This window comes from Citrobacter sp. R4, assembly GCF_026719175.1.
GTDB lineage: Bacteria > Pseudomonadota > Gammaproteobacteria > Enterobacterales > Enterobacteriaceae > Citrobacter_A > Citrobacter_A sedlakii.
Genome location: NZ_JAPPSU010000001.1, coordinates 801058 through 815849 on the forward strand (window position 1 = coordinate 801058; position 14792 = coordinate 815849).

At 53.3% G+C, this 14792-nt stretch carries 17 protein-coding genes; 11 read left to right on the plus strand and 6 right to left on the minus strand.

Annotation, left to right across the window (positions count from 1 at the left end):
• The first annotated feature begins 111 nt into the window (after positions 1-111).
• The 7 genes from fumD (at position 112) to ydhT (ending at position 6506) form a co-directional block, all read left to right on the plus strand.
• The gene (gene fumD, locus OOJ60_RS03775; protein WP_042282732.1) at positions 112-321 is read left to right on the plus strand and encodes a fumarate hydratase FumD; all 210 of its coding nucleotides are present in this window, start codon (positions 112-114) and stop codon (positions 319-321) included.
• Between the two features lie 464 nt (positions 322-785).
• Positions 786-1412: a ferredoxin-like protein gene (locus OOJ60_RS03780; RefSeq protein ID WP_042282734.1), complete on the plus strand. Its 627-nt coding sequence runs from the start codon at positions 786-788 to the stop codon at positions 1410-1412.
• A gap of 20 nt (positions 1413-1432) precedes the next feature.
• Positions 1433-3535 carry an aldehyde ferredoxin oxidoreductase gene (locus OOJ60_RS03785; RefSeq protein ID WP_042282735.1) on the plus strand — a complete coding sequence of 701 codons (2103 nt, stop codon included), beginning with the start codon at positions 1433-1435 and terminating at the stop codon, positions 3533-3535.
• Between the two features lie 10 nt (positions 3536-3545).
• On the plus strand, positions 3546-4193 hold the full coding sequence (locus OOJ60_RS03790) for a YdhW family putative oxidoreductase system protein (RefSeq protein ID WP_205611956.1): 648 nt from the start codon (positions 3546-3548) through the stop codon (positions 4191-4193).
• A 49-nt stretch (positions 4194-4242) separates the two neighbouring features.
• Entirely contained in the window at positions 4243-4911 is a 669-nt protein-coding gene (locus tag OOJ60_RS03795) for a 4Fe-4S dicluster domain-containing protein (RefSeq protein WP_072014927.1), read from the plus strand.
• Complete coding sequence (phsC, locus tag OOJ60_RS03800; RefSeq protein WP_042282738.1) at positions 4908-5693, plus strand: thiosulfate reductase cytochrome B subunit; 786 nt, start codon at positions 4908-4910, stop codon at positions 5691-5693. Before OOJ60_RS03795 ends, phsC begins: the two co-directional genes overlap by 4 nt.
• A gap of 3 nt (positions 5694-5696) precedes the next feature.
• On the plus strand, positions 5697-6506 hold the full coding sequence (gene ydhT / locus OOJ60_RS03805; protein WP_205611957.1) for a protein YdhT: 810 nt from the start codon (positions 5697-5699) through the stop codon (positions 6504-6506).
• Positions 6507-6629: 123 nt separating this feature from the next.
• On the opposite strand, the gene OOJ60_RS03810 is transcribed toward ydhT, so the two are convergent.
• Entirely contained in the window at positions 6630-6770 is a 141-nt protein-coding gene (locus OOJ60_RS03810; protein ID WP_120714875.1) for a hypothetical protein, read from the minus strand.
• A gap of 83 nt (positions 6771-6853) precedes the next feature.
• Entirely contained in the window at positions 6854-7009 is a 156-nt protein-coding gene (locus tag OOJ60_RS03815) for a hypothetical protein (RefSeq protein WP_205611958.1), read from the minus strand.
• Between the two features lie 44 nt (positions 7010-7053).
• On the opposite strand from OOJ60_RS03815, the gene OOJ60_RS03820 reads away from it, so the two are divergent.
• Together OOJ60_RS03820 and OOJ60_RS03825 are read left to right on the plus strand one after the other, a co-directional pair.
• Positions 7054-7845, plus strand: a complete 792-nt coding sequence (locus OOJ60_RS03820; RefSeq protein WP_042282742.1) for an MBL fold metallo-hydrolase — start codon at positions 7054-7056, stop codon at positions 7843-7845.
• 47 nt (positions 7846-7892) lie between these two features.
• Positions 7893-9521 (plus strand): alpha-amylase family protein, encoded by a 1629-nt coding sequence (locus OOJ60_RS03825; protein WP_205611959.1) that lies wholly within the window; start codon positions 7893-7895, stop codon positions 9519-9521.
• Here OOJ60_RS03825 and OOJ60_RS03830 read toward each other — a convergent pair.
• From OOJ60_RS03830 to OOJ60_RS03845, 4 genes are all read right to left on the minus strand, one after another.
• Positions 9518-10507, minus strand: coding sequence for an SDR family oxidoreductase (locus tag OOJ60_RS03830; RefSeq protein WP_042282747.1), 990 nt, complete (start codon positions 10505-10507; stop codon positions 9518-9520). The genes OOJ60_RS03825 and OOJ60_RS03830 overlap by 4 nt on opposite strands.
• Before the next feature lie 160 nt (positions 10508-10667).
• The gene (locus OOJ60_RS03835; protein ID WP_205611960.1) at positions 10668-10973 is read right to left on the minus strand and encodes a monooxygenase; all 306 of its coding nucleotides are present in this window, start codon (positions 10971-10973) and stop codon (positions 10668-10670) included.
• Positions 10974-11005: 32 nt separating this feature from the next.
• Positions 11006-12124, minus strand: a complete 1119-nt coding sequence (locus tag OOJ60_RS03840) for a mechanosensitive ion channel family protein (protein ID WP_042282750.1) — start codon at positions 12122-12124, stop codon at positions 11006-11008.
• A gap of 166 nt (positions 12125-12290) precedes the next feature.
• A complete protein-coding gene (locus tag OOJ60_RS03845) occupies positions 12291-13175 on the minus strand; it encodes a LysR substrate-binding domain-containing protein (RefSeq protein ID WP_205611961.1) in 885 nt (294 codons plus the stop codon).
• Between the two features lie 107 nt (positions 13176-13282).
• Here OOJ60_RS03845 and OOJ60_RS03850 point away from each other — a divergent pair, with 107 nt between their 5' ends.
• Both OOJ60_RS03850 and OOJ60_RS03855 read left to right on the plus strand, forming a co-directional pair.
• Positions 13283-14026: a sulfite exporter TauE/SafE family protein gene (locus tag OOJ60_RS03850; protein WP_205611962.1), complete on the plus strand. Its 744-nt coding sequence runs from the start codon at positions 13283-13285 to the stop codon at positions 14024-14026.
• Positions 14027-14254: 228 nt separating this feature from the next.
• Positions 14255-14725, plus strand: coding sequence for an Hsp20 family protein (locus tag OOJ60_RS03855; RefSeq protein WP_084588962.1), 471 nt, complete (start codon positions 14255-14257; stop codon positions 14723-14725).
• The last annotated feature ends 67 nt before the right edge of the window (positions 14726-14792 follow it).

A 14792-nucleotide genomic window follows, 5' to 3' on the forward strand; every position in this document is an offset into this window, starting at 1 on the left:
GCGGATGCCGGAATAGCGCTCCGGTTAGTTAATTGATTTTCTTTAGCTTTTTGTCTTCATTCGTCAGGTGTTATATGCTGTAAGCATGTAGCCTGCAACGGAGAGACAAAAATGGGAAACCTGACAAAAGATGATGAACTGTACCGGGAGATGTGCAGAGTCGTGGGAAAAGTGGTGCTGGAAATGCGCGATCTGGGTCAAGAACCGAAGCATATTGTCATCGCCGGTGTTTTACGTACCTCACTGGCTAATCAGCGTATTCAACGCTCTGAACTGGAAAAACGGGCTATGGAAACGGTGATCAACGCGCTGGCAGGATAATCCATATAATAAGGGATGGCGGCATCCCTTATCAAAATTACTGGAAATTTTAAGCAGCAATACTGTATCGAATGTCAAGAATATAATGCGTCAACGTTTAAACTGAGCATAACGCTATTTTTGGCTGTCAGAGTTAATATTGGGAACAGCTTCACAATTAATTTGAAAATAATGAAATGCCGCTTCATCTCATCTAAATGAGAATAAATATCACTTCTTTTTTATTATTTCTCTTCCCCAATTTAGTTGATAACGATCAAAGTTATACATACGGAATAAACCCATTATTTATTTCGCCTAACCCTAAAGGATTAGTAAGTTTGCATTAAATCATGTCATTTATTCGATTCGGTTATGGCAGGAACTTCAGCTGTGGGAGACAACGTCAGGGCGCTGTTTGACGTATGAGAAATTGGCCTGGTTACGGTTGTCAACACTGCGTTTACGAAGAGGATGCGAAATTAATGAACCAGGTTGATCGTCCAATATTAAATCCAGGTTTAACGCGGCTGGAATTCTTGCGTTTGACGGGAAAAGGTCTGGCGGGGCTAACCATTGCCCCAGCGCTGCTGTCGCTTTTTGGCTGTAAGCAGGAAGATGTGGACAGCGGCACCGTCGGGTTGATTAACACGCCGAAAGGAGTACTGGTGACGCAGCGTGCGCGTTGTACCGGCTGTCACCGTTGTGAAATTTCCTGCACCAATTATAACGATGGCGTGGTAGGGACCTTCTTTTCCCGCATCAAAATTCACCGGAATTATTTCTTCGGTGATGAGGGTGTCGGTTCCGGCGGCGGCCTGTATGGCGATCTGAACTATACACCGGATACCTGTCGCCAATGTAAAGATCCACAATGCATGAATGTTTGTCCTGTCGGGGCGATCACCTGGCAGCAGAAAGACGGCTGCATTGCTGTTGATCATCGACGTTGTATTGGCTGTAGCGCTTGCACCACCGCTTGTCCCTGGATGATGGCCACCGTCAATAGCGAAACGAAAAAATCGTCAAAATGCATTTTATGCGGTGAATGCGCCAATGCCTGCCCGACCGGGGCATTAAAAATTATTGAGTGGAAAGATATTACTGTTTGAGTCTTACAAAGGAAAACATTATGGCTAACGGTTGGACAGGTAATATTTTACGGGTCAATCTTACTACAGGCGATATTACCCTTGAAGATTCCAGTAAATTTAAAAAATTCATCGGCGGAATGGGCTTCGGCTATAAGATAATGTATGACGAAGTGCCTCCGGGTACGAAGCCTTTTGACGAAAGTAATAAACTGGTATTTGCGACGGGACCGTTAACCGGTTCCGGAGCGCCCTGTAGCTCTCGCGTGAATATCACATCGCTTTCCACATTCACTAAGGGAAATTTGGTTGTTGATGCCCATATGGGGGGCTTTTTTGCGGCGCAAATGAAATTTGCCGGTTATGACGCCATTATTATCGAGGGCAAGGCGGCGTCTCCTGTGTGGATTAATATCAAAGACGAAAAGGTGACGATCGAGAAAGCCGATTTTTTATGGGGGAAAGGCACTCGCGCGACCACCGAAGAAATTTGCCGCATGACCTCCGCGGAAACCTGCGTGGCGGCAATTGGTCAGGCAGGTGAAAACCTCGTTCCGCTCTCTTGCATGCTCAACAGCCGCAACCATAGCGGCGGCGCCGGAACCGGGGCGATCATGGGATCGAAGAACCTGAAAGCCATTGCGGTTGAGGGCACAAAAGGCGTAAATATCGCCGATCGCAAAGAGATGAAACGTCTGAACGATTATATGATGACGGAACTGATTGGCGCGAATAACAACCACGTTGTACCAAGCACTCCGCAAGCGTGGGCGGAATATTCTTCTCCAGCCTCGCGCTGGACGGCGAGAAAGGGGCTTTACTGGGGGGCCGCCGAAGGCGGGCCTATCGAGACAGGCGAAATTCCCCCGGGGAATCAAAATACCGTCGGTTTCCGTACCTACAAATCCGTCTTCGATCTGGGTCCGGCCGCAGAAAAATACACCGTCAAAATGAGCGGCTGTCACTCCTGTCCGATCCGCTGCATGACGCAGATGAATATTCCCCGGGTGAAAGATTTCGGCGTACCGAGCACCGGCGGCAACACCTGCGTGGCAAACTTTGTGCACACCACCATTTTTCCGAACGGGCCGAAGGATTTTGAGGACAAAGACGATGGGCGCGTCATCGGTAATCTTATTGGCCTGAACCTGTTCGATGATTACGGTATCTGGTGCAACTACGGCCAGTTGCACCGTGATTTTACCTACTGCTACAGCAAAGGGGTCTTTAAACGCGTATTACCCGCCGAAGAATATGCGTCAATTCCGTGGGATCAACTGGAGGCGGGCGATCCTCATTTCATCAAGGATTTTTATTATCGTCTGGCTCACCGTGTCGGCGAACTCAGTCATCTCGCGGATGGTTCATATGCCATCGCAGAGCGTTGGCAACTGGGCGAGGAATACTGGGGCTATGCGAAAAACAAACTGTGGTCCCCGTTTGGGTATCCGGTACATCACGCTAACGAAGCCTCCGCGCAGGTCGGAGCGATTACTAATTGCATGTTCAACCGCGACTGCATGACCCATACGCACATTAATTTTATTGGCTCCGGTTTGCCGTTGAAACTTCAGCGAGAGGTGGCGGCAGAGCTGTTCGGCTCTGAAGATGCTTACGACGAAACCAAAAATTATACGCCGATTAATCCGGCTAAAATCCGTTACGCCAAATGGACCCTGCTGAAGGTCTGTCTTCATAACGCTGTCACGCTCTGTAACTGGGTCTGGCCGATGACGGTATCGCCGCTGAAAAGCCGTAACTACCGGGGCGATCTGGATCTGGAAGCGAAATTCTTTCAGGCGGTAACCGGTGACGAAACCACCCAGGCAAGCCTCGATCTGGCCGCTGAACGTATCTTTACGTTGCATCGGGCATACACGGTGAAATTGATGCAGACCAAAGATATGCGCAACGAACACGATCTTATTTGTTCATGGGTATTCGACAAAGACCCGGCTATTCCGGTCTTTACTGAAGGCACCGATAAGATGGATCGAGACGATATGCGCGAGTCGCTAACCCTGTTTTATCAGGAAATGGGCTGGGATCCTGAGCTGGGTTGCCCAACGCGTGACACGTTGATTCGGCTTGGACTGGATGACGTGGCGGCTGACCTGGCCGCGCAGAATTTGCTGCCAGCGTAAGGAAAGCCTTATGAGCCATCTGGAGGAAGTCGGCGCGGAAGCGACGACGGACGTGGATCTCGAAAAACGGCAGTGGCTGCAGGCGCTACGTTTGCATGACGCGGATAGTGCGCCTGTTGAACCGGCAAGCCCCGCAGAGATAATGGCTGATTTTATTCGCCAGCATACGGCGGCAGGACAGCTTGTGACGCGCACACTGTTTCTACAGCCGCCGTATTCGATGGAAGAAGCCGAGCTTGAGCCATTATTGACCGTTCTCGTTGAGGGGGAGGTGGGCGCGGATATCGCGTGTGTGCACGGCGCCCAGGAGGTTTATTTCTACTCAACGGGCAGCATGAGCGCCAACTATGCCGACATGTGTGTGCAGGTGCTGGAAAAGGATCTTTGTCGGGCAATCGCTCAGGCGGTGCGTTTTGAATGTCAGACGTATCCGCGCCCGTACAAGGTCGCTATGCTGGAACAGTCGCCTTACCACTTCGAGTCTGCGCAGATCGCCGCCGCGCTGGCGGCGATCGAAACACATCCCGACTATGCCGATATTCGCCCGGTGATGTCATCCAACGGCGTTCCGTATCTCTTTAGCGAGCGCTATATGCGTTATGGCAAAGCCTATGGGTTGTGCGAATGGCTGGAAGTTGAACGGTTTCAGAATCCCTGAATTCATGGATAGCGTGGCGAGGGCGACCACCGCATTAGAGGATAACAAGATGTCCTTCACTCGACGAAAATTTGTGCTTGGCATGGGGACGGTCATTTTTTTCAGCGGACCGGGCCAGTCGCTGCTGGCGAATACGACACAAGGCGGAACGGCGCGCTATGTCATGATCCACGACGAAACGCGCTGCAACGGTTGTAACATTTGCGCCCGCGCCTGTCGCAAAACCAATCATGTTCCTGCGCAGGGAAGCCGCTTATCGATCGCGCACATCCCTGTCACCGAGGATGAAAACGAAACCCTGTATCATTTTTTCCGCCAGTCTTGTCAGCACTGCGACGAGGCGCCGTGCATTGACGTCTGCCCAACCGGCGCGTCCTGGCGTGATGAGCAGGGGATTGTTCGCGTAAATGCGTCACGCTGTATTGGTTGCAGCTATTGTATTGGCGCCTGTCCGTACCAGGTGCGCTATCTGAATCCTCACACCAAGGTGGCGGATAAATGCGATTTTTGCGCAGAGTCGCGACTGGCGAAAGGGTTCCCGCCCATCTGCGTCTCGTCTTGTCCGGAACATGCACTGCTCTTTGGACGCGAAGATAGCCCTGAAATCCAGCGCTGGCTGCAGGACAATAAATATTATCAGTATCAGCTTCCTGGCGCAGGCGAGCCTCATCTTTATCGTCGGTTCGGTCAACATTTGATTAAGAAGGAAAATGTATGAACGCGTCGCAGAGTGCCGAACAATTTCACGCCCAACTGGCGAGCTACGTGCCGCTGTTTTCCCCGGAGTACTGGCCAGTCTGGCTGGTTATAGCGGGCGTGTTGCTGGTAGTGATGTGGCTGGTGCTGGGGCTGCACGCCTGGCTTCGTTTTCGCGCCGTTCGCAAGGTCGCGGCCGCGCATGGCGAGAAAGTTTATTTGTATTCAAAAGCGGTGCGCTTGTGGCACTGGTCTAACGCGTTATTGTTTATCCTTTTGCTTGCCAGTGGGCTCATTAACCACTTTTCGCTGGTCAGTCCGTTGGTGACTAAAAGCGTGTTGGCGGTACATGAAATCTGTGGATTTATGCTACTGGCATGCTGGGTGGGCTTTGTGTTGATTAACGCCCTGGGCGGCAATGGTCATCATTATCTCATTCAGCCGCATGGCTGGTTGGCGAGAGCGAAGAAACAAACCCGTTTTTATCTGTACGGTATTTTACAAGGAGATGCGCACCCGTTTCCGGCTACGCCACGGGCGAAGTTTAACCCGTTACAGCAGGCAGCTTATGTCGGGGTGATGTACGGCTTGCTGCCGCTGCTGTTATTGAGCGGTCTTCTTTCGCTGTATCCACAGGCCACAGGGGATGTCCTTCCCGGCGTACGCTATTGGCTGCTTCAGGCGCATTTCGCGCTGGCCATCGTTAGCCTGTTTTTTATCTTTGGACATCTGTATCTGTGCACCACGGGACGAACGCCCGGGGAGACATTCCGTTGCATGGTCGATGGCTATCACCGGCATTAACCGATGATTGTGACGCGAGAGGATTTACGCAACTGGCGGGTTGGAAAAGTGATGTACCGCTGGTTCCTGCGGCGTTTTCCGGAAGGCGGCAGTTATGCTGACGTACATCGTGCGTTAAGCCGTGACGGGTATATCGACTGGGCAAACAGCCTGGTGGAGTACGCCTGGTCACGCTGGATAGACGAAGAAAACTTTGTCCGGCAGGATATTTTCGCCATGTCCTCACCGATGCTGCCTGACGTCGTAACGAGTGGTCGGCAGATTGCCAACGCCGCGGATAACGCCCGTCTGGGATGCGCGGACGATAACATGAAAATCGCCAGTGTGGGTTACGCGGCGCAGATCGCCAGTGCGGGCGACTGTGTGCGGCTTGGCAGCATGGGCTATAACAGTCATATCAGCAGTTCGGGCGATCGCGCCAGAATCGCAGCCGCGGGAAACTCCACGCGAATTAGCAGCGCAGGTAACGGCACGCGTATCGCCAGTAGCGGGATGCGCGTTCGGGTCAGCGCGGTGGGAGAGAGAAGCCATATTGCCAGCAATGGCGATCTCACGCAGATCGTCAGCTTCGGCGCCAGCGCCAGAATTGCCAACAGCGGCGACAATGTACACATTATCTGCAACGGCGACAACGCCGTGATAGCCAGTACAGGCATGGTCGACGCCATCGTGCTTGGGCCAGGCGGGTGTGCGGCGTTGGCTTATCATGACGGTGAGCGAATGCGTTTTGCGGTGGCCGTGGAAGGTGAAAAAGGAATTCGGGCAGGGGTGAAATACCGTCTCGACGATACGCATCAGTTTGTCGAGTGCTGAATCACTCCTGACAGATATGCTGATGCAGCAGGATGTTGGTCGGATAGCACGTTACGCTGCTATCCGACGCAACCATGTTACTATCGGCCGTTTTCCGACCCTGATATTACGTCGCTTTTTATGTCAGATTTTGCACGCATCGCCGCAGTCATCATCGGCGATCACCGATTCTGCTTTTTTGTCCGCATCTTCCAGACGTTCCGCGTTGCGCGTTTGTGCTTCATCCAGTCCGTCAAACACCAGATTGTCGAGATCAATTTCCATTACTCACCTGCATGATTTCATTTTTGAGATGCGACCAGTATAGGACAAGAATGCCGGGGGTTGCATGTGCAAAATCTGCGATGTTAACGATCGAAGAAATAGAGACGGCGGCAAACGCGGCCTGCCGGGGACGAGACGGTTTTCGCCATCGCCGCACCGATTTCCGGGTAAGCGGTAATGCCGCCACGGTGTAAAGTGCGGACGTAACGATACCGGACGATTGTTATTCCTTCGCGCATCCTCTGCCATACTTACTTTTGTTCAAACCGGAACGGGAGTGAAGATGATTATACTGTGTAAAGCCTGCGGCACATCGTATGACGACAGCCAGCGTAACGTAGCGCGCTGTCCTGTTTGTGATGATGAACGGCAGTATGTGCCGGTATCAGGGCAGGAGTGGACGGATTTTGACGCGCTGGTGTCCAGCCACGCCAACAAATGGCGTCAGGTCACACCGTCGCTTTTTACCCTCAAAACGGTTCCCTCATTTGCGATAAACCAGCGGGCGTTTCTGCTCAGAACGCCCGCGGGGAATATCCTTTGGGATTGTATCGCCAATCTCGATCCGGCGACCCGGACGTTGATTGCCGCCCTGGGCGGTCTGCGCGCCATCGCCATTTCGCATCCGCATTACTACACCACCATGCAGGACTGGGCGGCAGAGTTTAACGCCCCGGTTTATCTTCATGCCGACGATCGGCGTTGGATCATGCGCGACAGCCCGTTTATACAGCGATGGGAAGGCGACACTCTCGACGTGCTGCCGTCCGTGACGCTGCTGCGGCTCGGCGGCCATTTTGCAGGCGGCACCGTCCTGCACTGGCGGGAGGGCGCCGGAACGATCCTTGCAGGCGATATTCTTCAGGTCACACCCGGCGCGAACGCCGTCTCCTTTATGTGGAGCTACCCCAACATGCTGCCGCTGTCCGCAGCTTGTGTCGCGGCAATTGCCCGGCGACTGCAAGACGTTTCATTTGAACAGCTGTACGGCGCGTTTGAAGGTCAGGACATTACTGCTCATGCGCATGAGATTGTGCTGCGCTCGGCAGAGAAATATCTCTCCTGTCTGCAATAACACCAGACGTTTTTGCAACATTGCCAGCACGCGTTGGGAGCGAGCTTATGAAGAAAAAACAGAAGTGGTACAGCCAGGCGGTGATCTATCAAGTCGATACTTCACTCTTTTATGATGCGAATGGCGATGGCTTCGGCGATATTGCCGGGATCGCTGAAAAGCTGCATTACATCCGCAGTCTTGGCGCGACAGCCATCTGGATCACGCCATTTTACCTTACGCCGTTTCGCGATGAAGGCTACGATATCGCAGACCATCTGCAACCGGATCCTCGTTTTGGGGTGATTGCTGATGTGATTGAGTTTATCGAACAGGCCCGGGCGCTGGGCCTGCATGTGATCATCGAACTGGTGATTCAGCATACTTCTTCTGAACACATGTGGTTTCAGGAGGCCAGACGCAGTCCCGATTCGTTCTATCGGGACTTTTATTTGTGGGCCGATACCCCCCCGGAAAAAGACGATCCGCCCATGTTTCCAGGGGTGGAGGAATCCGTCTGGCGCTGGGATGAACAGGCTCAACAATTCTACCGGCATATGTTCTATCGTCATGAGCCCGATCTCAATCTCACCTCAAAGGCGGTTATCCACGAAATCGAAAATATCGTGCGCTTCTGGCTGAAGATTGGCGTGTCAGGTTTTCGCCTCGACGCGGCCTCTCACTTAACCAAACAGGCCGGAGGCGGTAACGACAAAAAGGGGTACTGGATCCTTGAGCAGTTGCGCGGGCTGATAGAAAGCGTGAATCCGGAAGCGATCCTGCTGGGCGAAGTTGATGTTGCCCCGCAGGAGTATCGCAACTACTTCGGCAAAAACGATCGGCTGCATATTGCGCTGAACTTTTGGGTGAATAAATATTTTTATGTCAGCCTGGCGGAGAAAAAAGCACTGCCGCTTGCCGGGGCGCTCAGTAAGATGATTGTGCCGCCGGATGGCTGCTGCTTTGCAAACTGGCTGCGAAATCACGATGAGCTGGATCTCGAGGGGATCGGCGAGGTAAATAAGCAAAAGGTGCTGGACGCGTTTGCCCCTGACGAGGATATGTATGTTTACCAGCGAGGGTTACGCAGACGGCTGGCGCCGATGCTGTCAGGGAATATCGAACGGCTGGCGTTTTGTCACGCGGTGCTGTTGTCGCTGCCTGGTGTACCGGTGATCCGCTACGGTGATGAAATTGGAATGGGTGACGATCTTAGCCTGAAAGAGCGCTATTCGGTCAGAACGCCGATGCAGTGGTCGGCAGATAAAAATGGCGGATTTTCCACTGCGGATACGTCGCGCTTATTCAGACAACCGATTTCGTCCGGCCCGTGGCGCTATAAAAAAGTCAACGTAGAGCGGTCGCAGCTAAGCCGCCATTCTTTGTTGCACCGGGTGCGTCATATGGTGAATATTCGGGCGGAACTGCATGAAATTTGTCAGGCGCCGTGGAAGATTATTCCGCTCAAACAGGAGGCCGTGTTCGCCATTCTTTACCGTGGCGAGCAGCGTGATGTTCTCGCGCTGGCCAATTTCAGCGAAAAGCCGGTTAAGGCAGCGCTAAGAGACATTGCGGACGGCTACTGGGAAGCCTGCCTGGCAGACAAGGGGTATGACGATACGCTTCGGGGCGGGAAGACCGTGCCGCTCCTCCTGAACGGCTACGGCTACCGCTGGTTTTCCCGTCGGCGCGATTAGCGTTTTTTACGCCGCGCTATCAGGCCGATCACCAGCGCAAGGGTGGTCAGCGCGGCGCCTGCGGCGAGCTTACCGGGGAAGTCAGATGACAGGGTGAACGCGCGTGTTTTTGCGCCTTCGCTGAATTCACCGTGAGTGGGATGATTACCCCGTCGGGGCGTGTAGAGAATGTCCGCACTGTCATGGGGACTGGGATCATCGGTAAGCTGGCCTTCCCAGGCTTTCTTTACCATCAGCCGGTCGAGCCAGCGGGGAAAGAAAAACTGGCCGACGATTGACTGTACGGTACTTTTCCCAACCCACAGTTCGCGAACCGGACGTTTCACCACGCTAAATACCGCCTCTGCGGCGACTTCGGGCTGGTACACCGGTGGCACAGGTTGCATCGCCGCGTCCATTTTGTTGCGCGACCAGCCAAACTGCGGGGTATTCATTCCCGGCATTTGTACCATCGTGATATGCACCTTGCTGTGCTCATGCATCAGTTCGGTGCGTACGGCGTCAGTAAAGCCGCGGATGGCCGCTTTGGCGCCACAGTAAGCAGACTGAAGGGGAATCGAGCGGTAGGCTAACGCGGAACCGACCTGGATGATAATGCCTCTGTCTCGCGGCGCCATCATCGCCAGCGCCGCGCGGGTACCATTAACGAAGCCCAGATAGGTCACTTCGGTGACGCGCTGAAACTCTGCGGGGGTGATTTCCCGAAACGGTGACAGTACCGTTGTCATGGCGCTGTTAACCCACACATCAATGGCGCCCAGCCGACTTTCAATCATTTCCGCTGCGTCGTGAGTGGCATTGGCTTTGGAGACATCGACGCTAATACCCAGCGTTTTCACGCCATATTTTTCGCACTCCTCACAGGTTTCCTGAAGACCTTCGTCATCTCTGGCTATCACCGCAACGTCATATCCAGCCTGTGCGAAACGCACAGAGATTGCTTTTCCTGCTCCGGCGCTACCTCCGGTAATAACCACAACAGACATACACACCTCTCATCCGCAAAACGCGCCAGTGGCGACAGACATGACTTAACATGTAGTGCCTGGTTGGCTGTCTGTCTATCTGATGCGAGGTTTAAAGGACGGAAAGGAAAATGCACAGGAAAGAGAAGAAAGGGGGCATAGCCCCCTCTGGATGCGTCATTTACGCCACGTGGCTGTGGTTTAACTGGCTTAGCGGCACGTTAACATCAAAGACTTTGGCGATGACTTCATTGACACCAAGATTCTTTAAACGCGCGCTATGCTTTTCCAGATACGCGAGGGCGGTCTCTTCGCTTTCAAAAAGGTAGATGCCGCCAGCCTCTTTATTTTGTTCACTTTCAGTCCATACTTTCCAGATAAAGCCGGGTTCCTGGTTAATGGATTCGGCCAGTCCGCGCAGTTGTTCCGTCATTTTCTGCCCGAACGGGCCGTTAAACGCAAAGTGAAGCTGTAATAATTTGGCCATCGTACTCTCCTTTTGAAAAGACCATCATAACGCTATTTCTCAGCCTGCAAATGCTCAACGTGAAGAGGATTGTCCGAGCCTGCGACCTGTACCGGCGATCGTACCACCAGACTTGGCAACGCCAGCTCCACCTCTAGCTCATTCAGCGCTTCAATAATACGAATATTAATCTCCTGCTGTATATCCATATATTTGTTGTAGTCGGCTGTGTTTACAATATGCACGACTTCAAAGGTCAGGCGATCCTGATTAAAGGCGAGAAAATGCGCGCGGTCGAATTTCGTTTCGCCGACATCTTCAATGATTTTTTTTACCGTATCGCCAATCAGGCGCAGCTTTTCAGGCGGCGTGGAGGTGGCGACGCCAAAGGTAAAAACAATGCGGCGCGTTTGCATGCGCTTGTAGTTGTGAATGGTTTGCTGCAGCAGCTGCGCGTTGGCGCAAACAATCTGCTCGCCGCTGAGGCTGCGGATACGCGTTGTTTTCAGGCCAATATGCTCGATTGTCCCTGCGACGTCATTGAACACCACGAAGTCGCCAATCTCGAAAGGCTTATCAAAACCAATCGATAGCGAGGCGAAGACGTCGCTGAGAACGGTCTGCACCGCCAGCGCGATGGCGATACCGCCAACCCCGAGACTTGCTACCAGCGCGGTAATATCCACCCCAGCGTTTGCCAGAATCGACAGCAGCATCATGGACCAGACAACCACGCGCAGAATCATCCCAAGAATAACCAGGGTGACCGGATTTTTATGCGTACCGGGCGCGTGTAGCAGATGGCGCATCCACGACTGTACCCCCTGATCCAGCCAGATGGCGATTTGAATGGCGATCACGAGAAACCATGCGTGGCTCAGGCTTGCAAACAGCCGATCGGGGAGGGCGACGAAGCGCAAACTGAACAGGAATGCGGCAAAGAAAATCAGCAATTTGCTGGTTCGCTTTAACATGTCAAACACGATCACCCGTAACCCAGGATGCTTAATCTCCTTGTGATCGCGACGCTCAATGGTTCTGTAAATGAAATTCAGCAGCCAGTTGATGAGCCAGTAGGTGATTAAGGTGACAACGAAAACGATGCCAAGATTGATCCAGAATGTCGCTGACATTAGTACAGTAACGACGTTAAGCCGTGCCAGATACTCCATCTTACCTCCCATAACAAAACGTTAACGGTAAAGTATAGACAGCATAGACCGGGTGGCACGGATCTCCGGGCAATTCGCCTGTTAACAGAATTTACTGAAAGACGGTAAGCCTGCTGAACATCGCCCGCGGGGGAAGCAGGACGCGACGGCTGTTATGAAACAGCCGTTAGGGCTGTCTCAGACAGTCGAATAAGGATCGTATGGCGGGGCTAAAGGCGACGTCGTTTCGGTAGCACAGACACAGCCTGCGCAACGCCCAGCCATCACGTAGCGCAACGATCGCAAAAGGATAGCGGCTCTGATAACGCGCGGCGATGACGGCGGGAAGAATCGCCACGCCGGTGCCGTGTGCCACCATCTCGCATAATCCCTCATAGTGATTCAACCGAATGCGGATATTAAGCGCCAGGCCAGCATGTGTTGCGTTTTGTTCAATATGGCGTTGCAGGGCACGGGTGGAATAAAGCGCCACCATTGGCGCCGCAATAATATCCACGAAAAAAAGCGCCTCCTTATCCGCAAGCGGATGCGTTAGCGGGACGATCAGCACGAGCGGATCCTCCGCGACGGGCTCCCGTTTGAGCATGCCGGCGGCCACGGCGTCTGAAACAATGCCGACATCTGCCTCACCTGACAGTAAGCTGCTGACAATATCGGTGCTGGCGCGTTCTTCGGTTTCGATATGTATCCCCGGATGGGAGGTCAGCCAGGCGGCGAGTTTACCCGGCAGAAATGTGGTCAGCGCTGAGCTGTTAGCATAAAGGCGAAGCGTCTCCTGATGACCCGCGGCAAGGGCGACCATTTCCTCGCGCAACCGCCGATGTTGCTCAAGGATGATGCGGGCATGGCGCTCCACTGCCTCTCCTGCTGTCGTTAATGAGATCCCGCGCGGATGACGCAGCAATAAGGGTATTCCAGAGTTTCCTTCCATTTTTCGGAGTCGTTCGCTGGCGGACGCCAGTGCCAGGTTGGCTGCAGAGGCCCCGCCGGTGATGCTGCCGGCATCCACGATACAGATAAACAATTGCAGGTCGGCCAGATCAAAACGCATTTATTTCCGCCTTCGGTTTTTCCGCAGTTGCCGAGGAAAATACCGCATTGTGGCGGCTCCGGCCAGATGTTCCAATGCCGCTCTGTTCAACAATGTGGGCCAGCAAGATGAATGAACCCCTTTATTTGTATTGTTTCCTGATATTTATTGCCGCAGGCTGGGTCAAAGGTGTGACTGGCATGGGGTTGCCGACGGTGGCGATGGGTCTGCTTGGTACGGTTATGCCGCTGGCTGAAGCGGCGGCGCTTCTGGTTATCCCTTCGCTGGTGACGAATCTCTGGCAATTGTTTTCGGGGCCTATCTTACAAGAGGTATTGCGGCGTCTCTGGCTGATGATGATGTTTATCGTCATCGGCACGGTTGTGGGGTCGTTTCTGCTGGTCAGTATTCCGCCGCTGTGGGCAGGCGTTGGCCTGGGCGTCGCGCTTATCATTTACGCCAGCTATGCGCTATGCCGTCCTGCAATGCACGTCTCAGCGCGGTTAGAACGTCTGCTGTCGCCTGTCATGGGACTGGTCACTGGCTTTGTCACCGGTGCCACCGGTGTCTTTGTCATGCCCGCCGTGCCATGGCTTCAGTCGCTGCGTTTCGGGCGTGATGAGTTGGTTCAGGCGTTGGGCCTCTCGTTTACCGTCTCGACGATTGCGCTAGCTGCAGGTCTGTATCTGCATGATGCTATTCATGTCAGGCAACTGTCCCTGTCGGGGATGGCGATTATCCCCGCTCTCCTTGGGATGTGGCTGGGACAAAAAATTCGGGCACGGATCGGCCTGCGGCTGTTCAGGCTATGTTTCTTGCTGTTTCTGACAGTGCTGGGGCTGGAGATGATCTCACGTCCGCTACTTGCGTGATCCGTCAGAACGGATATTCCAGTAAATCTGACGGTTTATTCGACGGAGAGTCTGCTTTTCAGCGAAGTGGCGAGTAAGAAACCGGTAGCGTGCTAGAGATCGCAAAATTCCGCTTTGTCGTATTGAAAATCAACGCTACGGACATATATGAAAAATGGGTGAGGGTAAACAACACCTGCCCGTAAGACATGAACTTTTTGAATATTTTCTTTACTGTTCAGGAGGTACATGATGACGCTCAGAACGTTTCCCGTATTACACGATCTCTCCGACTCTCTGTTTGCGGACCGCTTTAACCGCATCGATCGCCTTTTCAGCCAACTAACCGGCAGCACGCCGTTGCCCTCCACGCCTTCGTACAATATCCGGCGGCTGGAGGATAACCGCTATGAGCTCACCCTCAGCGTGCCGGGCTGGAAAGAGAGCGAGCTGGAAATTGAAACCGTCGGCGGTCAGCTGAATATCAGCGGTAAACGTGAAGAGGAGAAAACAGAACACGGCGAAGAGGGATGGATCCACCGGGGGATCAGCCGCAGCGACTTCCGCGCCAGCTACAGTCTGCCGGAGCATGTCAACGTCACCGGCGCGTCGCTGGAAAACGGTTTGCTGACAATCGCGTTGCTACAGGATATACCGGAAGAGGAGAAACCTCAGCGTATTGCCATAAACGCGAACCCGGTGCTTGAACATAAGCCGTAATCGTTAACTGACGTTGTTTTACGCCCGGCGCATGTCGGGCGTTTTTCATCAATGCGGTCTGATGCTA